This is a genomic window from Pseudomonas marincola (genome assembly GCF_900116605.1).
Lineage (GTDB): Bacteria > Pseudomonadota > Gammaproteobacteria > Pseudomonadales > Pseudomonadaceae > Aquipseudomonas > Aquipseudomonas marincola.
In genome coordinates, this window is the sequence record NZ_FPBC01000001.1 from 955,976 (window position 1) to 973,986 (window position 18,011).

Genomic DNA, 18,011 nt, shown 5'->3' on the forward strand with positions numbered 1-18,011 from the left:
GAAGCGGCGGCTATGGGTAATCGGCGCGGCCTGTTGTAAAACAATTAGTGCTTGGTCAGTGATTATCGGTCATATCCTACCGTTGGTGCACGGCATCATCGCAATAGCCGGATAAAACAGTGCCTGAATAACCCCGGTGTTTATGTCTTTCGAGGCGCCGCCAGCCAATCCTCATGAGTTATACGATAGAGCACATGACGACTCAGCCAGTGCCCGGCAGGCAGGGCTGGATGCTCAAAATCCTCGCGGCTTTGGTGCTGCATGCCGAGAGCCTGCATGAGCTGAATCGACGGCCGATTGACCTCGGCAGTAAAGGCTACGACCTCGGGCAATTGAAGCTGGCTGAACGCACAATCAAGCGCGGTACGCGCCGCTTCGCTGGCATAGCCCTGATGCCAGTATTCACGCGCCAGCCGCCAGCCAATCTCGACAGCGGGGTTGGTAGCCGGACTGAATGAAGCCTCGAAACCTACGCGGTTCAAACCGGTAAAACCTATTAACTGCCCGCTGGCTTTTTGCTGCAGCGCCCAGAAGCCATAGCCTTGCGCGGCAAATTGGCCACACAAGCGCTCAAGCATCTGCGCACTTTGCTCACGGCTCAACACGGCGGGGAAAAAGGGCATCACCTCGCTGTCGGCATTGAGCGATGCCAGCGCTGGCAGGTCTTCCGGCGTCCACTGGCGCATGATCAATCGCGGCGTTTCAAGCTCAATCATCAATCCTCCGATGCGCCTTGGCCTTGAGTGATAAAGGTAGGCAGGCTCATACTCGCATGCCAGCCGCCACGCTGTTTACTAGCGCGGATAACGGCACGGAACTCTGTACATCTGCACGTCGCTCAAGGCTTATTTGCATGCACCTGCCCCTCGTCTACCACGAAGACTACAGCCCGCCCTTCCCCGAGGGCCATCGCTTCCCAATGGAGAAGTTTCGCCTGCTGCGCGATCATCTGCTGGAGTCCGGTCTGGTCACGGATGCGCAGCTGCAACGCCCGGAGCTTTGCCCGGCCGAGATTCTCGCCCTGAGCCATTGCCCGGCGTATATCGAACGCTACATGAGTGGCGAGTTGCCCTACGCCGATCAACGCCGCCTTGGCTTGCCCTGGAGTGAAGCGCTGGCGCGACGTACTGTTCGGGCGGTGGGCGGTTCGCTGTTGGCCGCCGATCTGGCGCTCAAGCATGGGCTGGCGTGTCATCTGGCCGGTGGCACGCACCATGCGCACTACGATCATCCGGCAGGCTTTTGCATCTTCAATGATCTGGCCATCATCAGCCACTCATTGCTGGCAGCCGGGCGGGTGCAGCGCGTGCTGATCTTTGACTGTGATGTGCATCAGGGCGACGGCACTGCGCGCTTGCTGGCAGATACCCCGGATGCAATCACGGTATCTCTGCACTGTGAAAAGAACTTCCCGGCGCGCAAGGCCGAAAGCGACTGGGACATTGGCCTGCCGATGGGCATGGGTGATGCGCAATACCTGCAGGTGGTTGATGAGGCGCTGAATTATCTGTTGCCGCTTTATCAACCCGACCTGGTGCTATATGACGCAGGTGTCGATGTGCACAAAGATGACGCACTGGGGTATCTTCAGCTTACTGATGCTGGCGTTGCGCAGCGTGATGAGGCCGTACTTAATCACTGCCTCGGACGCGATATTCCAGTGGTCGGGGTCATTGGTGGCGGCTACGACAAAGACCGCCGGGCGTTGGCCAAACGCCATGGAATCCTGCACCACAGCGCCGCTAAAGTCTGGCAACAACGCCAAATGGGTTAGACGCACGGTTATCCGCCAGCGCAAATAAGCTCTAAAATGCGCAACCTGGCTGTGCTGCCTACACCGCTAACTGTAACTGGACCTGCCTGAATGCTCCCTCGCTCCGAACAGAAACAGCAAACCCGCCTCGCACTCATGGCTGCCGCCCGCAACCTGATGGACAGTGGTCGCGGTTTTTCCAGCCTCAGCCTGCGCGAAGTCACGCGCTGCGTGGGCATTGTGCCGACCGGCTTTTATCGTCACTTCAACGATATGGACGCTCTGGGTCTGGCGCTGGTTGAGGAAGTGGGCCATACGTTCAGCAGCACCATCCGTATCATCCGCCACCATGAACTTGAACTCGGCGGCTTGATCGATGCTTCGGTTCGGCTGTTTTTAGACGGCGTCGCCCAGCATCGCTCGCAGTTCCTGTTTCTCGCCCGTGAGCAATTCGGCGGCTCACTGCCTGTGCGTCAGGCGCTCGGGACTTTGCGCGAGCGCATCACCGCCGACCTTGCCGCCGACCTGCGCACCATGCCCAAACTGCGCCATCTGGATGATCCGGCGCTGGATATTCTCGCCGACAGCATTATCAAAGTGGTGTTCGCCACACTTCCGGAACTGGTCGATCCACCCGAGTACGAGCTACCGGCGCACCTGACGCCGCAAGCTAAACTGATCGAGCAATTGCGCTTCATATTCATTGGCGCGAAGCATTGGCAAGGCCTCGGCAGCGCCCATGCGCACGATGAAAGCTGAGCCGCGCACCAACTCAGTGCATCAGCGTTTTTAACGCACCAAATAAAACCTGACTGACGCCCCAAGTTTTGGCGCAATGGCGTGCGCGCGCCTGTTCACGGGGCATACGGCAAGTTGGCAAGCACCTTGCTCCTGTCGCTGCATCTATTTGTAGCGCATTAATCTGCCGGAACTTACCCATGCTGGTGATCCACCAAAGAATTGCTGCTCAGCCTGACTGGGACGCCGAATTACTCCTGACCTTCGAGGCGCGCAGCAAAAGCCGCCTGCGCACCTTCTCGACCACCGGCGAAGATGTCGGTTTGTTCCTTGAACGTGGCCAGCCGCCCCTCTACGACGGGGAATGCCTGCGCGCCGAAGATGGCCGCGTAGTGCGCGTTTGCGCCCGCCCGGAACAACTGCTGCACGTCACCTGCGCCACGCCGTTCGAGCTGATGCGCGCGGCTTATCATCTGGGCAATCGGCATGTCGCGCTGCAACTCGGTGACGGTTGGCTGCGCCTGCCGGACGACTACGTGCTCAAGGCCATGCTCGAACAACTCGGTGCCCAAGTCGAACTGATCGAAGCGGCCTATCAACCGGAACATGGCGCCTACGGTGGAGGCCATCATCATTCGCACGCGGGCGATGCCGAGTTCAGCTACGCACCGCGCCTGCATCAGTTTGGTGTGCGCAAGTGAATAACAGCTGGGCCTTGCTCAGGCTCGCCAGTCCGCAGCTGCCGATTGGCGGATACAGTTATTCACAAGGCCTGGAGATGGCCGTCGAAAATGGCCTGGTCAATGATCCGCAGACGGCCAAACAGTGGATAACCGATCAATTGCTGCTCAATCTGGCGCGCTTCGAGGCGCCGCTGTTGCTCGCCCATTGCCGCGCTGCTGCCGACGGGCAATGGCAAACGCTCAAGCAGTTGGCCGATCAACACCGCGCCAGCCGTGAAACCCGCGAGTTCCGGCTGGAAAGCCGACAGATGGGTTACTCGTTGCGCCAGTTGCTGCACGACCTGCCTGAGACCGATGACGCCGCCCGCGACATGTTCGCCGCCTTCACCGAGCCCGGCCTTGCGCTGGGCTGGGCACTGGCTGCGCGCGCCTGGCAAATCAACCCGCAAGATGCGCTGACAGCCTGGCTCTGGGGCTGGCTGGAAAACCAACTGGCGGTGCTGATGAAAACCCTGCCGCTTGGCCAGCAGGCCGCTCAACGCCTGACGTCCGAATTACAACCTGCACTGCAGCAAGCGCACAGCACCTGCTGCCAACTCGATCCCGCCGACTGGGGCAGCGCCGCCTTTGGCCTGAACCTGTCGAGCATGGCGCACGAGCGCCAATACAGCCGACTCTTCCGTTCTTGATAAGGAAACAGCACATGAACAGCCAACCTTTGCGCGTCGGTATCGGCGGCCCGGTAGGTTCCGGTAAAACCGCACTGACCCTCGCCCTGTGCCTGGCGCTGCGCGAGCGCTACAACCTGGCCGTCGTCACCAACGACATCTACACCCAGGAAGACGCCCAGTTTCTGGTACGCAACGAAGCCCTCGCCCCCGAGCGCATCATTGGCGTGGAAACCGGCGGCTGCCCGCACACCGCGATTCGCGAAGATGCCTCAATCAATCTGGAAGCGGTTGAGCAGCTGAATCAGCGTTTCCCCGGCCTCGACCTGATTATCGTTGAGTCTGGCGGCGATAACCTGTCTGCGACCTTCAGCCCGGAATTATCTGATCTGACCATTTACGTGATCGACGTTTCCGCTGGCGACAAGCTGCCGCGCAAAGGCGGCCCCGGCATCTGCAAATCCGACTTGCTGGTCATCAACAAAGTCGATCTGGCGCCCATGGTCGGTGCCTCGCTGGAAGTAATGGACCGTGACACACGCAAGATGCGCGGCGACAAGCCATTCGTTTTCAGTAACCAGAAAGTTGGCCAGGGTCTGGACCAGATCATCGCCTTTATCGAACGTCACGGCATGCTCACCGCCGCCTGATTCGCTGAGCCCAAGGAGCTTCACATGAACCTACGCAAACCCGTTATCGCCCTCGCCCTGCTGTGCAGCCCAGCGTTGGCGTTGGCCCATCCCGGCCACGATCACGCAGGCCTGATGGCCGGCATGGCTCACCCGCTGTTCGGTCTCGATCACTTGCTGGCAATGCTTGCCGTTGGCCTGTGGGCCGCGCAGCAACAAGGCGCTGCGCGCTGGGCACTGCCGCTGACATTCGTGGCGAGCATGTTGCTCGGCGGCGTGATGGGTTTCTATGGCCTGCAAGTGCCGATGCTGGAAACCGGCATTGCCGCCTCAGTGCTGGCTTTCGGCCTGCTGGTTGCAGTGGCGATGCGCCTGCCAATGGCACTGGCGCTGGGCATGACCGCCCTGTTCGCCCTGACTCATGGCGTTGCCCACGGCCTGGAACTACCCGCTATGGCCAGCGCCTGGACTTACGCGCTAGGCTTCGTCGCCGCCACAGCCGCGCTGCATGCCACGGGTTACGCGCTGGTTCGTTACCTGCCGCAAGCCGCCGCGCCGCTGGTGCGTTTGGCCGGTGTTGGTTCGGCAATCACTGGTGTGTGGTTGCTGGCTAACTGAGCCGACAAAGGCCAGGGCTGAGTTAAGCCTTGGCCTTATTCAACCAGTTGATCATGCCCTGCCCTGCGCGCCGACCGCTGGCAAAACAACCGGTAAGCAGATAGCCGCCGGTTGGCGCTTCCCAGTCGAGCATCTCGCCGGCGCAGAATACCCCCGGCAAGGCATTGAGCATGAGATTAGCGTCCAACTGCTCGAACGGCACGCCACCGGCGCTGCTGATAGCCTCATCCAGCGGACGAATCCCCACCAGCGTAATCGGCAACGCTTTGATCGAACGCGCCAGACGCGTGTGATCATCGAACTGCTCGGGCGCAAGCAACTCGCGCATCAGTGCCGCCTTGACGCCATCGAGCCCCAACGTGCGATGCAGGTGTTTGGCCATCGAGTTTGAACCGCGCGGTTTCAGCAGTGCTTTCTTGACGACTTCGAGGCTGCGCTGCGGCAGCAAATCGAGGTACACCGTTGCCTCGCCCTTGCTGTGGATAAGTTGGCGGATCGGCGCCGACAATGCATACACAAGGCTGCCTTCGATGCCTTTCTCCGTGAGCACGAACTCGCCCGCACGCGGCGCTTGACCGGATAGGTTGAGGCTGACGTTCTTCAGCGGTGCGCCGGCAAATTTATTACGCAGAAACTCGCTCCACGCCGCGACTTCGAAGCCACAATTACTCGGCAACAGTGGCTGTACATTGACCCCCTGCGCTTCAAGCAGCGGCGCCCAGGCGCCGTCGGAACCGAGGCGCGCCCAACTCCCGCCACCCAAGGCCAGCAGCGTTGCGCGGGGCTTTAAAAGCAGTTCACCGTCGGCATTGGCAATGCGCAGTTGGCGTTTAGCGTCCCAACCCAGCCAGCGATGACGGTTATGGATTGTCACGCCGTGCTCACGCAGACGCCGCAGCCAAGCGCGTAGCAGTGGCGCGGCTTTCATGTCCTTGGGGAATACCCGCCCCGAAGTGCCGACAAATGTCTCGATTCCCAACTCATGAATCCAGTTGCGCAGCGCGTCGGCATCGAACTCGCCCAGCAGTTCCGCCATTTCGGCTTCACGCTCGGCATAGCGCGACAAAAAGGCTGGCTTGGTTTCGGAATGGGTGATGTTCATGCCGCCCACGCCGGCCAGCAGAAACTTGCGCCCAACCGAGGGCATGGCATCGAACAGGTCGACCTTGATCCCGGCCAGCGCCAACACTTCGGCCGCCATCAGCCCGGCAGGACCGCCGCCGATAATGGCAACACTGGAAGTAGCAGAAGCGGTAGCAGTCATATCAGGCAGGCCTTGAACGCAAGCAAACGGGAATGGGATTTGCGGCAGCCGCCAATATTGGCGCTGCCTTTGGACTCACAATGAGCGGCACTGAAAGCCGCCGGCAGCAATACCTAGCCCTTCTTTTTCGGGCCTTTGCCGCCAAAACTCGGAACCTTGCGCACGGCCTTGGCCTTGGGCGCTTCTGACTCTTCAAACCAGTTACCGAGATGGATCTTGCCCTTACCGCTGCCAGGCACAGTCTTAACTTTTGGCTTCTTCGGTTTTTTAACCACCACGCCACCGGCAACAGTCACCGGCACGCGGTGATCGGGAATGAAGTCCGGCTCGTCTACACGCTTGAGCAATTGTCCGGTCAGGCTCTCAATTGCCGACAGCAACTGCACCTCGTCGGCGCACACCAGCGACACCGCCTCGCCGGTCATTCCCGCGCGGCCAGTACGGCCAATCCGGTGAACATAATCTTCGGCCACAATCGGCAAGTCGAAGTTGACCACCAGCGGCATATCGTCGATATCCAGCCCGCGCGCCGCCACATCGGTTGCCACCAGCACCAGCACCTCGCCGGCTTTGAAGCGCTGCAAGGCACGCAGACGCGTCGCTTGCGGCTTGTCGCCGTGAATCGAATCGGCACTGATGCCGTTGCGCTGCAACTCGGCTTCCAGTTCATCCACGCCTTTGCGGGTTTTCACGAACACCAGCGCCTGCTGCCAACGGCGGTTCTGATACAGGTGCAAAAACAACTCAGGCTTGCGCTTCTTGTCGACCGGAATCAGCCATTGCTTGACCGACTTGGCCGCGGCGTTGCGCGGGCTTACCTCGATACTCAACGGGTCTTTGAGCATTTCGCCGGCCATTTGCCGGATTGCCTCGGAGAACGTGGCCGAGAACAGCAAGGTCTGACGCTTTTTCGGCAATGCACTGAACACCGCGTCCAGTTCGTTGGCAAAACCCAAGTCGAGCATGCGGTCGGCTTCATCCAGCACCAGGGTTTGTACCTGATTGAATTTCACCGCGTTCTGGCGATAAAGATCGAGCAAGCGGCCCGGCGTCGCGACCAGCACATCAAGGCCTTTGCGCAGCTTCATCATTTGCGGGTTGATACTGACGCCGCCATACACCGCATAGGTGCTCAACGGCAGATTCTGCGCGTAAGTCATGAAGCTCTGATGCACCTGCTCGGCCAGCTCACGCGTCGGCACCAGCACCAGCGCCCGCACGGAGTTGCTGGCCACAGTCGGCCCTTCCATCATCAAGCGCTGGAGCACGGGCAAAGCGAAACCGGCGGTTTTACCGGTGCCGGTCTGCGCCGCCGCCATCAGGTCGCGGCCCTTCAGGACAACAGGAATGGCCTGCGCCTGCACGGGCGTCGGGGTTTTGTAGTCCAGCGTTTCGAGGGTACGCAGCAGCGGCTCGATAAGGCCGAGAGAGGCAAATGTCATGGTGGATAACCGGGCGAATCAAAGAGGCCTAGTTTAGCAGGCTGCGGCCTGTCTTATCCGCGCTAATGCTTGCGCAATTTTCGCCGCCGGGACTTTTTGCAAACCGCAGAGCAACTCGTGGGAAACCTGCCCGATACCATGATGCTCGCGCAATACCGCGCCCATGAAGCCCATCAGGTTAGCCGCCATCTCGGCATCTGCCATTGCCCTGTGCGCCGTGCCAGTGCTTGGCAGGCCTGCCCAACGGTTGAGGTTGCCGAGTTTATGGCTGGGCGCTTGCGGCAGCAGTCTGCGCGCCAGCAACAATGAACAGGCGAAGGACTGACGTCGGGTGCGGCGGATCAGGCCAAGCTCGGCGTCCCAGAATTTCTGGTCAAAAGCTGCGTTGTGCGCCACCAGCGGAATATCGCCCACAAAGTCTGCGACTTCGTGCATCACCTGTGCGGCGGGTGGCGCATCACGCAGCATGGCATTGCTGATACCGGTCAGTTGCTCGATAAACGCGGGCACGTGTGCACCGCTGTTCATCAGGCTCTGATAGCGCGAAACGATTACGCCGTCTTCCACGATCACCACGCCAATCTCGGTGGCGCGGGCATTCTGAGCTGGCGACAGGCCAGTCGTTTCAAAGTCGATAACGGCAATAGGGTCCACAAACACTCTCAATTACGAAGTAACAACTGGCCTTCAACTGGCACGTAGACACTGGCGGCGCGCACCAGCGATTGCGCTGTCAGCCCCGGCACACCATAGGCCACAGCTTCGACGCCATCACGGCTGCGGACTTTATCCAGGAGCATGTCGAAGTCGCCATCGCCGGAAGCCAGCACAATCTCGTCGACGCGCGGCGCGGCGTCCATGATATCGATAGTAATACCAACATCCCAATCACCTTTGGCCGAGCCATCGCTGCGCTGGATGAACGGTTTGAGTTTCACGGTGAAACCCAGATTGCGCAGAATCTGCTGAAACTGCTGCTGCTTGGGGTCGCCGCGATCAATCGCATAGGCATAGGCCTCGACGATTTCACCGCGCTGGCTGACCTGCGACCACAAGGCCGCGTAATTGAAATGGCAACCATAGGCCTGCCGCACGGTGTAATAGAGGTTCTGTACATCGGCGAATACGGCTATTTTTTTCACCGGAATTCCTCGGTTAGCGGCTGACGGGCAGCGGCGTGCAGGATAAAGTCATTGGCCAGTATGCCAGCCTCGCCGTGATGAGGAAGTAAAAAGCGCACAAATCAGGCATTGCATAAGGCTGGTGAATAGCGGGTTTAGCGAATTTCGAACCCCGCAAAAGAGCAACCCTACACACCTATTTCGCTCACAGGGAGGTGTTCAATGCACACCATAGAGCTTGCAGCGGCGCTGCTGACCATCGACATGCAACAGGGCATTCAGCGCCTGCCAACACCGCGCAACAATCCGCAGGCCGAGCGCCATATTGCCCAATTGCAGCAGCATTGGCGGGCACAAGGTTGGCCACTGGTGCATATCCGCCATATCTCCGTGGATGCGGATTCGGTATTCGCGCCCGGCCAGTCGGGCGCGGCCTTTCAACCCGAACTGGCGCCACAGGCGGGCGAGGCAGTGTTCGAGAAGAATGTGACCGATGCGTTTTGTCACAGCGCACTTGAACGCTGGCTGCATGTACGCGGCATTGCCAAGGTGGTTATTGTCGGGGTTGCCAGCGAGAACTCGGTGGAAGCCACTGCGCGTACAGCCAGCAACCTGGGCTTTGCCACGGTGGTGGTGCCAGATGCCTGCTATACCTTTGGCAAGACAGATTTCGCAGGTATTTCGCGCAGCGCCGAAGACGTACACAACATGGCCATGGCCAACCTGCGTGACGAATATGCACAGCTGCATTGCACCGCCGAACTGTTCAAGCAGATGTCGCGCTTGGGTTAGCCCATCTCAATCGGCTAGAGTGACGGCCTGTTTTCCCAGACGATAATTGTCCATGAATAGCATCCAGGTCCTGCGTGACGCTTGGTACTTTTTCCGCAACAACCTGTCGGCGATTGCACGCCTGTGCCTGCCGCTGATTGTGCTTGAGTCACTGGCCCAACAACTGCTCAGCCAGGCAGTCGGGCCGGACACGCAAGCGCCTTACAGCTTGCTGATCGGGCTGATTTTTTACCCGATTTATACGGGCGCGCTGATCCTCTTTCTGGATGCGCGCAGCAATGGTCAGGCGCCTGCTGCCCGCGACCTGATCGCCACCAGCCTGAGGTTCTGGCCGCAACTGGCCTTACTGACCGGGCTGAGCACCCTTGCCATTTTGCTCGGCGCCTCGCTGTTCGTGCTGCCGGGCTTGTGGATCATGATCAAGCTGGCCTTTGCCGAATACCTGCTGGTATTGCGCGGGCTTACCCCGCTCAAAGCCCTGCATGAGAGTTTTGAGCAGACGCGTGGCGCGTTCTGGCAGATTCTCACCTGTGTGCTGTGCGTGATGGTGCCGTTGTGGTCGTTGGACTTGCTGATACAGGGCAATGAGCCGGGCAGCAATATGCTGCTCAATGTGGCGATGGACAGTGGCAACGGCTTTTTGCAGTTGTTTGCCAGCGTGGTGCTGTTTCGCCTGTTTATGCTCAACACGCCGCAACCGGCCGAGGACTAATCTGGCGGGTTACTCCACCTGAGCGTGATAGCGCTCGGCCGCTTGAGTGACCCAGCCCTCCTCGCGCAATTGCTGCAACGCGGCACTGAGCGCATCGAAGGTCTGAGGATTCAGACGCTTGCGCGAGAAACCCAGGTACAAATGCGTCGGCGACTCAGGTCGATACGCAGCCTTGGCGGCGACTTGACGCCAAGCGGTATCACGCAGTTCATAGTCGACCTGACAATCCGTGCCGATCAATAGCTGAATCCGTCCGCGCTTGAGCATTTCCAGCAACTGCTTCTCGCTGTTGACCGCGACCTTGTTCAGGCTGGTATCCGAGTCGAAGGGCTCGAAATAAGCCGACCCCTGTACATAGCCGATTTTCAGCCCCTTGAGTTGGCCGTATGTGTTGATATCCATCGCCCTTGAGGGCTTGGCGTAAAAACGCGCTGAGCAGGCGTAATACGGTTTGTCGCTGTACTGGACATAGGTTTCGCGGGCTGGGGTTTTGGCTAATCCGGTCATCATGTCTGCCGAGCCGCTTTCCAGTGCGGCCAGCCCTCGCGCCCAAGGTGCGCGAATAATCTCAAAGCGGATGCCAGTGCGCTCGGTCAGCTTTTCCAGCAGGTCTATATCCAGCCCTTGCAGCTTGTCGGGGCCGACAGCGATACGAAACGGCGGCCAGACATCGGTCATTACCCGCAATTTCAGTGGTTCTGCGCCAAGTGCAACAGTGGATAAAAACAGGCTGGCGAGCAGCGCCCAGCGCATCAACCGGGCTCGCCTTCAGAGGGCTTCATGCCAGACAAACGCGGGAGCAGCACCCGCTCGAACACGCGCGGGAAGAATCTCGCCAGCACCCGCGCACGCCAATCGACATTAGACAACACCAGCAATCGCCGCCGTTTCAGCGCACCGCTGTAAATCGCCTCGGCAACGTCTTGCGGCGATGCCACCTTGCCCATCGCCAATGGCGGCTGCGCGGCGACAGAGCCATCGCCGACCAAGGCATTCTTGCGCAAATCAGTTGCGGTAAATCCGGGACACACCAGCATCACATTGACCCCGGAGCCCTTGAGTTCATAGCGCAGGGTTTCGAACAGGCCGTGCAGCGCATGCTTGCTGGCGTTGTAGGCACTGCGATAAAGCAACGGGGCGAAGCCCGACAAGGAGCTGAGGACGATAATCTGCCCGCTTCTGGCGATGATGCTGGGCAGCGCCGCTTGCGTGCAATGCACCGCGCCGAAGTAGTTAACCGCCATAACCCGCTGGAAAACGCTCAAATCGGTGTCGGTGAAACTGCTGCGATGCGTAACCCCGGCGTTATTGACCAACACATCAATCCCGCCAAAGCGCTCAACGGCCAGCGCCACTGCGGCGGTGACAGCTTCAGCATCGGCCACATCGCAACACAGCCCAAGCGCTTCGGCATTGTGATGATCCGCCAGGTGCTGCACCAGGCTGTCGAGCGCCTCGCGCTGCAGATCAAGAATCACCAGCCGGGCACCGGCCTGCGCCAGTCGCACGGCCAGAGCGCGGCCAATCCCGGCGCAACCACCACTGATCATCACAACCTTGCGGTCAAAGACTTTGCTGGCGAAGACTTTGCGGTGCATAGCTGCCCCTCGGCGGTTACGACTGTTGTTTGGCTGACACTAAAACCAATCGCGCAAGTCGCGCAACCAATAGCTGCATCGATGGCCGGGAATCTGTGACGAAAGCGCATTTCAGCGCCAAAAACGCAGCGCGCAGCTGGCCGAATCTGCGACTTGAGCAGCATGCCTAATGGTCAAGTTAGCGCATCAGCCACAGCGCAGCAGATCAACTGCAGTCTTTAAGTCGACATGCCTGCAGGCAATCAGTCATCGCCCGGTCACTTGCGCGGTTTGGCTCGCGCCGTGGGTTCGGCAACCAGCGGATCATCTGGCCAGTAATGTTTTGGGTAGCGACCCTTGAGGTCTTTTTTAACCTCGGCATAGGTACTGGCCCAGAAGTTGGCAAGGTCCTGAGTGACCTGCACAGGCCTGCGCGCTGGCGACAGCAAATGCAATTTAACCACCTGCCTGCCACCGGCAATTCGCGGGGTATCACTCAGGCCGAATAACTCCTGTAAACGCACCGCCAGCACGGGCGGCTGCTCGCTGTAATCAATGCGGATATTCGAGCCGGAAGGCACCGCGAGGGTTTTCGGTGCAAGTTCCTCAAGGCGTTGTGGCAACGGCCAGGGCAGTAAGGTCTGGAGCATGTTGTGCAGCTCCAGATTGGCGAAGTGGCTGAGCCGGTTAACCTTGCCCAGATACGGCCCAAGCCATTCGGGCATGCGCTCAAGCAATGCGGCATCGCTGACATCCGGCCACTCGCTCTGCCCGTTGGCCTCCAACTCAAGCGAGCGTAGCAGCGCAATTCGTGCCTGCCATTGGCGAAGCTCCGGCGTCCACGGCAAGAGTTCCAGACCTTTGCGGCGAACCAGATTGATCAGCGCATCAGTTCGGGCTTGCGGGTCGAGCGCCGTCAGCGGCTCACGCGACACTACCAGCTCGCCAATCCGCGCCTGCCGCTCGGCGCGCAGCAGCCCTTCGCGCTCATCCCAGTCCAGCACATCGTGCTGGCTCACCAACTCACTGAGTTCGCGCTCGAACAATTGTTCATCCAACTCGGCTGCCAGATAGATGCGCTCTTCGCGCTGGCCCTGGCGGCTGCCAAGATCGGCGATGACCAGCCAGCTATGCTTCATCAACGCATCGGGCTCACTGAACAGCGCAGCACGCCCATTGGCCAGACGATACTCAGCCCCCGCCTCGCGGCGCTGGCGGGCGATTCGGTCGGGATAGGCAAATGCCAACAACGCGCCCAGCCAGCGCGGGTGCTCAGGATCAGCCGGGGGATTGACCGCCGCGCGCCGCTGCAAGAAGCCATGAAACTGTCGCGCCAGTTGCCGCGCACGACTAACGCCGCCCTGCGCGCCTCGCGCTGCACGCATCTCGCCAGTGAGCAAAGCCAGCCGACTGTGCAAATCGGCCCCCGCGCCACGCAAAATATCGCGTTCACCGAGCAGCGCCGCCACATCACACGCCAGCTTGGCCAATCCCAGTGCATGCCCACGCAACAGTAAATGGGCAATTCGCGGGTGCGCCGGCAGTTCGGCCATGGCTTGGCCCTGCGCCGTCAGCACGCCGCTCGCATCCAACGCATCAAGGCGCTGGAGCAGGTCGAGTGCTTGCGCGTACGCTGCCGCTGGCGGCGGGTCCAGCCATACCAGCTCATCCGGCGTTACGCCCCAACGCACCAGTTGCAGGGCTACGCCTGCGAGATCGGCCTGAACGATTTCTGCCGCTGAATACGCCGCCAACTGTTCGTGTTGCGCCTGCGACCACAACCGATAACACGCGCCGGGCTCAAGACGGCCAGCACGCCCTGCGCGCTGAGTGGCCGAGGCTCGCGAAATTCGCTGCGTTTGCAGGCGCGTCATGCCGCTGCCCGGATCGAACACCGGAACCCGTGCAAGCCCTGCATCAACAACCACGCGAACACCCTCAATGGTCAGGCTGGTCTCTGCAATATTGGTTGCCAGCACGACCTTACGCTGCCCGTTCGGGGCGGGCTCGATGGCGGCACGCTGGGCACTCAGATCCAATTCTCCGTGCAGCGGGCACACACGAATGTCTGTCTGCCCGGCCAGTGCTTGTTCCAGCTGCTCGCAAACCCGGCGTATCTCGGCCTGTCCCGGCAGAAAAACCAACACGCTGCCGGCCTCGTCAGTGAGCGCCTGCAACACGGTCTGCACCACCTTGGGTTCCAGCCATTCACCAGGCTGCGTGGCTTGCCCCCAACGAATATCCACAGGGAACATGCGCCCCTCGCTGCGCAGCACCGGCGCATTGTCGAGCACACTGGCCAGTCGCTCACCTTCGAGCGTGGCGGACATTAGCAGCACTTTTAGCGCGGGCTCGCCACTGTCTGCACCGCGGAACATCGAACGCCCGTTAAGCGTTAATGCCAGTGCCAGATCAGCATCGAGACTGCGCTCATGAAATTCGTCGAATATCACCAGGCCGACGCCTTCCAGCGCCGGATCATCTTGCAGACGCCGCGCCAGAATGCCTTCGGTGACCACCTCGATGCGCGTGCGCGGCCCCACTTTGCTGTCGAGGCGGATGCGGTAACCGACCGTTTCGCCCACCGCCTCACCCAACTCGCTGGCTAAACGCTCCGCCGCTGCCCGCGCGGCCAAACGCCTAGGTTCAAGCATGATGATGGTTTGCCCTTGCAGCCAGGGCTCAGCCAAAACAGCCAAAGGCACCCGCGTGGTTTTACCCGCGCCGGGCGGCGCCTCAAGTACCACTTCGTGGCGCTCACGCAGTGCCTGACAAAGGCTCGGCAGCAGGTCATCAATAGGCAGCGGCAGGGGCATGGCAACTCCAATCTGGGGCGGCGATTATAACGGTTAATCGGCCCACAGTTTTTGCCGTATTGCTGCGCCACACCTACAATCCAGAAGCGTAGTGGGCCTACCCTTGGTATAGTTTCGCAACTTTTATCAGGAGATTTTGAATGCGTACGTCTACCCGTTTTATTGGCGGTGCTCTGGCTCTCTCCTTAATGACTCAGCTTGCTGCCTGCGGCACGTTGTTCTATCCGGATCGCCGTGGCCAGATTTCGGGCAAAGTGGACCCGGTTATTGTGGCGCTGGATGCCATCGGCATTCTGTTCTACGTGATTCCGGGGCTGATCGCGTTTGGTGTCGACTTTGCGACCGGCGCGATTTACCTGCCTAACGGCAAGACTGCTCAGGTCGATCCGGAGCAACTGCGTGGCGTGCTAGACGCTAACGGTGAAGTGGATCGCGCGGCCCTCAAGGCGCTGATCGAGACGCAAACCGGCACCAGCCTGCCGCTGGATGATCCGCGTCTGATCCAGAAAAGTGGCTCGATCCAGCAACTGGCCGCTTACGGCCTCGTTCCTGCTGCCTGATCAGAGCACGGCTATTGCGCTGCCCATCCGCTCCCGGCGGGCAGCGCAACATCGCATCCTCGATAACATCACCAACACCCCAGCACGACTTGCTTGCCGCGCTCAGCCGCACGCACTTGCCTGCCTGCCGACCGAAGCGCACCATGCAACGCTTAACGTGCGGCGTATCGAATAGCCAGCCTGCGTATTTGTTCCACTGATTCACCAAACGGAAAACAGATGGCCCCTTCACCGCAACATGCACGCCTGATGCGCCTCGCCAGCTTCGCCGCCCTCGCCCTCGCGCTCTCATTAGCCTTGGCCAAGGCCATTGCCTGGTGGTTGAGCGGCTCGGTCAGCTTGCTGGCCGGCCTGACTGATTCGTTACTGGACGGCGCCGCATCGCTGCTCAATCTGATTGCCGTACATTACGCGTTGCGCCCCGCCGATGACGACCACCGCTACGGCCACGGCAAAGCCGAAGCCCTCGCCGGCTTGGGGCAGGCGTTGTTCATTGGCGCGAGTGCTGTATTGGTTGGCGTGCAAGGCGTCGACCGCCTGCTCCATCCGCAACCTCTGCAAGCAGAAGCATTGGGCATCGCCGTGATGGTGTTGTCGCTGGTAATGACCATGGCGCTGCTGGTGTATCAGCGTTATGTGGTGAAACTGACCGGCTCGACGGCGATCCACGCAGACTCGCTGCATTACCGCTCGGACTTACTGCTCAACAGCAGCATTCTGCTGGCCCTGTTTATTGCCAGCTTCGGCTTTGTGCAGGTGGATGCAATCTTCGCGATCGGCATCGCCTTCTACATTCTCTGGAGCGCCATATCGATTGCCCGCGAAGCGGCAGCCGTGCTGATGGACAAAGAACTGTCACCGGAAATCAGCGAACACATGCATGAGCTGGCGTGCGCCGTACCGGGCGTGGTTGGTGCACACGACTTGCGCACACGCATCTCCGGCACGCACTGGTTCGTGCAGCTCCACGCAGAGCTTCCGGGCAGCCTCAGCTTGTCGCAGGCGCACGCTATTTGCGATCAGGTTGAAGCGGCTATTTGCAAGGAATATCCACGCGCCGAAGTGCTGGTTCATGCCGACCCGCTGGAAGTGGTTAAGCCGTAATCCACTGATTACGGCTCCAGCCTGCTGCACGTCAACGGCGCTGATTGTCTGCCTCGACCCACGCCACAGCCGGCGCTCGCGGGGCACGCACCACCTGATATTGATGGCCCTTGCCGACCGGCTGATAAAACACGCCCGCCACCTGATAGTAACGCTCATGCCCCACTCGCACGATCTTCGCCTTGCCTGGCAGCGCATTCACGCGCAAGCCCGGCGGCGGGCTGATCAGCACATAACGCCCAGCTTGCGGCCGATACCACTGAGTGCCAACGGTGTAATAGTCGTGACCGCCATAACGCACCTTTTGATAGCCACGCGGTAATTTGGCGATGCCCTGATGCTTGTCGCTGACGTGATGACTGGCTTCATAACGTGCCGGCTCATGCTTGTCGTGGGCCTGCACCAGTGGCGACATGCCCAGCACCAGCAACGCTGCAATCTCAATCCATGCAATCCGCTTGTTCATCGCACTCACTCCAATCTGTAGGGACGATTAGAGTGTCTATCAACGTGCGTATAGGTGCGGTCAGGCCAATGTAAAGCAGAGGTAAATCCCAACCCGGCTGATCAACCCCAGATGGCTCGATCGCTGCGCTAAAGGGTGCCGGAGACCTCAGACAAAATCTTCTTCAACCTCGCTAATACCGAAGTACTGCAAGTATGTTTTACCTTCTGCATAAGCTTTGCGGGCTAAAGCGCTTTGCTCTAATAGCTCAGCACTTGGCTTGGCGTGCTGCTCACAAGGCAGTGCTTTTGACCACTCAATTACATCTTTTGGAAAGCCTGTTCTAGGCAGCTTGTTGATCAAGTTGGAGATATGGCACGGTATTGTCCAACCGCTGCAGAACTGGATGACGACAAAACCGAAGAAGTACTTCAACCCACTGTGATACTTGCGGTAGTCGTCGCGGCAGGAATAGAAGTATTCCACGCTACCCAGTTCAATCTGTTCATCTTCGGGCAGGGGCCTTAACAGTGCCGCTGGGCCGTGCTCCATGTAGGTGCGAATAGCCTCCCACTCACTCATGGCCTCTGCAACACTTGAGGCCGCAACGCTGACCCACAGCACATCACCGCGAGTTGCATCGCGCAAACCTATCTTGAGCAAGAACCGGGGAATGACTGCATATTCGGTGATTGTTTCGTCCACCGACACGCAGGCAATGACTTCTTCCCACGGCACGAATCGAGCGCGCTGACCTTGTAGTGGTCTAATGAAACCGGACACTCATTTAGGCGAGAATACTCGCCAGAACGAGGTGTCATATGACCAAGCAACGCCGTACCTTTTCCCCTGAGTTCAAACGCGAGGCTGCTGACCTCGTGCTCAGTCAAAACTACAGCTTCATCGAGGCCAGTCGCTCACTGGGTATTGGTGAGACGGCTCTGCGTCGTTGGGTCGATCAGCTCCAGCAAGAGCGAACAGGCTTGACACCTAAAAGTAAGGCGCTGACTCCGGAGCAGCAAAAAATCCAAGAGTTGGAAGCTCGGATTGCTCGGCTCGAGCGAGAGAAATCGATATTAAAAAAGGCTA

At 59.7% G+C, this 18,011-nt stretch carries 21 protein-coding genes; 11 read left to right on the forward strand and 10 right to left on the reverse strand.

The window, feature by feature from the left end; translation table 11 throughout:
- Window positions 1-140: 140 nt before the first annotated feature.
- Window positions 141-716 (reverse strand): GNAT family N-acetyltransferase, encoded by a 576-nt coding sequence (locus tag BM395_RS04460; protein ID WP_090509108.1) that lies wholly within the window; start codon window positions 714-716, stop codon window positions 141-143.
- 137 nt (window positions 717-853) lie between these two features.
- Between BM395_RS04460 and BM395_RS04465 the strand changes: the two genes are divergently transcribed.
- The 6 genes from BM395_RS04465 (at window position 854) to BM395_RS04490 (ending at window position 5,089) form a co-directional block, all read left to right on the forward strand.
- A complete protein-coding gene (locus BM395_RS04465) occupies window positions 854-1,774 on the forward strand; it encodes a histone deacetylase family protein (protein WP_069899661.1) in 921 nt (306 codons plus the stop codon).
- A gap of 90 nt (window positions 1,775-1,864) precedes the next feature.
- Window positions 1,865-2,512: a TetR family transcriptional regulator gene (locus tag BM395_RS04470; RefSeq protein WP_090509110.1), complete on the forward strand. Its 648-nt coding sequence runs from the start codon at window positions 1,865-1,867 to the stop codon at window positions 2,510-2,512.
- 179 nt (window positions 2,513-2,691) lie between these two features.
- Entirely contained in the window at window positions 2,692-3,192 is a 501-nt protein-coding gene (gene ureE, locus BM395_RS04475) for an urease accessory protein UreE (protein WP_090509112.1), read from the forward strand.
- Complete coding sequence (locus BM395_RS04480) at window positions 3,189-3,863, forward strand: urease accessory protein UreF (protein ID WP_090509114.1); 675 nt, start codon at window positions 3,189-3,191, stop codon at window positions 3,861-3,863. Before ureE ends, BM395_RS04480 begins: the two co-directional genes overlap by 4 nt.
- Before the next feature lie 14 nt (window positions 3,864-3,877).
- A complete protein-coding gene (gene ureG / locus BM395_RS04485; protein WP_069899665.1) occupies window positions 3,878-4,492 on the forward strand; it encodes an urease accessory protein UreG in 615 nt (204 codons plus the stop codon).
- A 24-nt stretch (window positions 4,493-4,516) separates the two neighbouring features.
- On the forward strand, window positions 4,517-5,089 hold the full coding sequence (locus tag BM395_RS04490) for a HupE/UreJ family protein (RefSeq protein WP_090509116.1): 573 nt from the start codon (window positions 4,517-4,519) through the stop codon (window positions 5,087-5,089).
- A 22-nt stretch (window positions 5,090-5,111) separates the two neighbouring features.
- On the opposite strand, the gene BM395_RS04495 is transcribed toward BM395_RS04490, so the two are convergent.
- The 4 genes from BM395_RS04495 to BM395_RS04510 all read right to left on the reverse strand — a co-directional run bounded on the left by BM395_RS04495 (window position 5,112) and on the right by BM395_RS04510 (window position 8,937).
- Window positions 5,112-6,353, reverse strand: a complete 1,242-nt coding sequence (locus tag BM395_RS04495; protein ID WP_090509118.1) for a TIGR03862 family flavoprotein — start codon at window positions 6,351-6,353, stop codon at window positions 5,112-5,114.
- A 113-nt stretch (window positions 6,354-6,466) separates the two neighbouring features.
- Complete coding sequence (rhlE1, locus tag BM395_RS04500) at window positions 6,467-7,795, reverse strand: RNA helicase RhlE1 (RefSeq protein ID WP_090509120.1); 1,329 nt, start codon at window positions 7,793-7,795, stop codon at window positions 6,467-6,469.
- Window positions 7,796-7,828: 33 nt separating this feature from the next.
- On the reverse strand, window positions 7,829-8,449 hold the full coding sequence (locus tag BM395_RS04505; RefSeq protein WP_090509122.1) for a 3'-5' exonuclease: 621 nt from the start codon (window positions 8,447-8,449) through the stop codon (window positions 7,829-7,831).
- An 8-nt stretch (window positions 8,450-8,457) separates the two neighbouring features.
- Window positions 8,458-8,937 (reverse strand): NYN domain-containing protein, encoded by a 480-nt coding sequence (locus BM395_RS04510; protein WP_090509124.1) that lies wholly within the window; start codon window positions 8,935-8,937, stop codon window positions 8,458-8,460.
- Window positions 8,938-9,138: 201 nt separating this feature from the next.
- On the opposite strand from BM395_RS04510, the gene BM395_RS04515 reads away from it, so the two are divergent.
- Together BM395_RS04515 and BM395_RS04520 are read left to right on the forward strand one after the other, a co-directional pair.
- The gene (locus BM395_RS04515; RefSeq protein WP_090509127.1) at window positions 9,139-9,708 is read left to right on the forward strand and encodes a cysteine hydrolase family protein; all 570 of its coding nucleotides are present in this window, start codon (window positions 9,139-9,141) and stop codon (window positions 9,706-9,708) included.
- A gap of 52 nt (window positions 9,709-9,760) precedes the next feature.
- Window positions 9,761-10,420: a YciC family protein gene (locus BM395_RS04520; protein ID WP_090509129.1), complete on the forward strand. Its 660-nt coding sequence runs from the start codon at window positions 9,761-9,763 to the stop codon at window positions 10,418-10,420.
- A gap of 9 nt (window positions 10,421-10,429) precedes the next feature.
- Here the strand turns inward: BM395_RS04520 and BM395_RS04525 are convergent, their stop codons facing one another.
- The 3 genes from BM395_RS04525 to hrpB form a co-directional block, all read right to left on the reverse strand.
- Complete coding sequence (locus BM395_RS04525) at window positions 10,430-11,173, reverse strand: substrate-binding periplasmic protein (RefSeq protein WP_090509131.1); 744 nt, start codon at window positions 11,171-11,173, stop codon at window positions 10,430-10,432.
- Window positions 11,173-12,018 (reverse strand): SDR family oxidoreductase, encoded by an 846-nt coding sequence (locus tag BM395_RS04530; protein WP_090509134.1) that lies wholly within the window; start codon window positions 12,016-12,018, stop codon window positions 11,173-11,175. The genes BM395_RS04525 and BM395_RS04530 overlap by 1 nt, the downstream gene beginning before the upstream one ends.
- Window positions 12,019-12,275: 257 nt before the next feature.
- Complete coding sequence (gene hrpB / locus BM395_RS04535) at window positions 12,276-14,813, reverse strand: ATP-dependent helicase HrpB (protein ID WP_090509136.1); 2,538 nt, start codon at window positions 14,811-14,813, stop codon at window positions 12,276-12,278.
- A gap of 140 nt (window positions 14,814-14,953) precedes the next feature.
- Between hrpB and BM395_RS04540 the strand changes: the two genes are divergently transcribed.
- Complete coding sequence (locus BM395_RS04540; protein WP_090509138.1) at window positions 14,954-15,373, forward strand: polyribonucleotide nucleotidyltransferase; 420 nt, start codon at window positions 14,954-14,956, stop codon at window positions 15,371-15,373.
- A 219-nt stretch (window positions 15,374-15,592) separates the two neighbouring features.
- Complete coding sequence (locus BM395_RS04545) at window positions 15,593-16,477, forward strand: cation diffusion facilitator family transporter (protein WP_090509140.1); 885 nt, start codon at window positions 15,593-15,595, stop codon at window positions 16,475-16,477.
- Between the two features lie 31 nt (window positions 16,478-16,508).
- On the opposite strand, the gene BM395_RS04550 is transcribed toward BM395_RS04545, so the two are convergent.
- The gene (locus BM395_RS04550) at window positions 16,509-16,943 is read right to left on the reverse strand and encodes a DUF6515 family protein (protein WP_090509142.1); all 435 of its coding nucleotides are present in this window, start codon (window positions 16,941-16,943) and stop codon (window positions 16,509-16,511) included.
- 147 nt (window positions 16,944-17,090) lie between these two features.
- Entirely contained in the window at window positions 17,091-17,660 is a 570-nt protein-coding gene (locus BM395_RS04555; RefSeq protein ID WP_244528919.1) for a hypothetical protein, read from the reverse strand.
- An 83-nt stretch (window positions 17,661-17,743) separates the two neighbouring features.
- Between BM395_RS04555 and BM395_RS04560 the strand changes: the two genes are divergently transcribed.
- The coding region (locus BM395_RS04560; protein ID WP_141124074.1) for a transposase at window positions 17,744-18,011 on the forward strand (268 nt) is incomplete at its 3' end.

Coding starts and splice junctions, on each gene's coding strand:
- ureE (WP_090509112.1), top strand. CDS start 2,692: ATGCTGGTGATCCACCAAAGAATTGCTGCTCAGCCTGACTGGGACGCC.
- BM395_RS04490 (WP_090509116.1), top strand. CDS start 4,517: ATGAACCTACGCAAACCCGTTATCGCCCTCGCCCTGCTGTGCAGCCCA.
- ureG (WP_069899665.1), top strand. CDS start 3,878: ATGAACAGCCAACCTTTGCGCGTCGGTATCGGCGGCCCGGTAGGTTCC.
- BM395_RS04550 (WP_090509142.1), bottom strand. CDS start 16,943: ATGAACAAGCGGATTGCATGGATTGAGATTGCAGCGTTGCTGGTGCTG.
- BM395_RS04540 (WP_090509138.1), top strand. CDS start 14,954: ATGCGTACGTCTACCCGTTTTATTGGCGGTGCTCTGGCTCTCTCCTTA.
- BM395_RS04470 (WP_090509110.1), top strand. CDS start 1,865: ATGCTCCCTCGCTCCGAACAGAAACAGCAAACCCGCCTCGCACTCATG.
- BM395_RS04530 (WP_090509134.1), bottom strand. CDS start 12,018: ATGCACCGCAAAGTCTTCGCCAGCAAAGTCTTTGACCGCAAGGTTGTG.
- BM395_RS04520 (WP_090509129.1), top strand. CDS start 9,761: ATGAATAGCATCCAGGTCCTGCGTGACGCTTGGTACTTTTTCCGCAAC.
- hrpB (WP_090509136.1), bottom strand. CDS start 14,813: ATGCCCCTGCCGCTGCCTATTGATGACCTGCTGCCGAGCCTTTGTCAG.
- rhlE1 (WP_090509120.1), bottom strand. CDS start 7,795: ATGACATTTGCCTCTCTCGGCCTTATCGAGCCGCTGCTGCGTACCCTC.
- BM395_RS04465 (WP_069899661.1), top strand. CDS start 854: ATGCACCTGCCCCTCGTCTACCACGAAGACTACAGCCCGCCCTTCCCC.
- BM395_RS04515 (WP_090509127.1), top strand. CDS start 9,139: ATGCACACCATAGAGCTTGCAGCGGCGCTGCTGACCATCGACATGCAA.
- BM395_RS04545 (WP_090509140.1), top strand. CDS start 15,593: ATGGCCCCTTCACCGCAACATGCACGCCTGATGCGCCTCGCCAGCTTC.
- BM395_RS04460 (WP_090509108.1), bottom strand. CDS start 716: ATGATTGAGCTTGAAACGCCGCGATTGATCATGCGCCAGTGGACGCCG.
- BM395_RS04525 (WP_090509131.1), bottom strand. CDS start 11,173: ATGCGCTGGGCGCTGCTCGCCAGCCTGTTTTTATCCACTGTTGCACTT.
- BM395_RS04495 (WP_090509118.1), bottom strand. CDS start 6,353: ATGACTGCTACCGCTTCTGCTACTTCCAGTGTTGCCATTATCGGCGGC.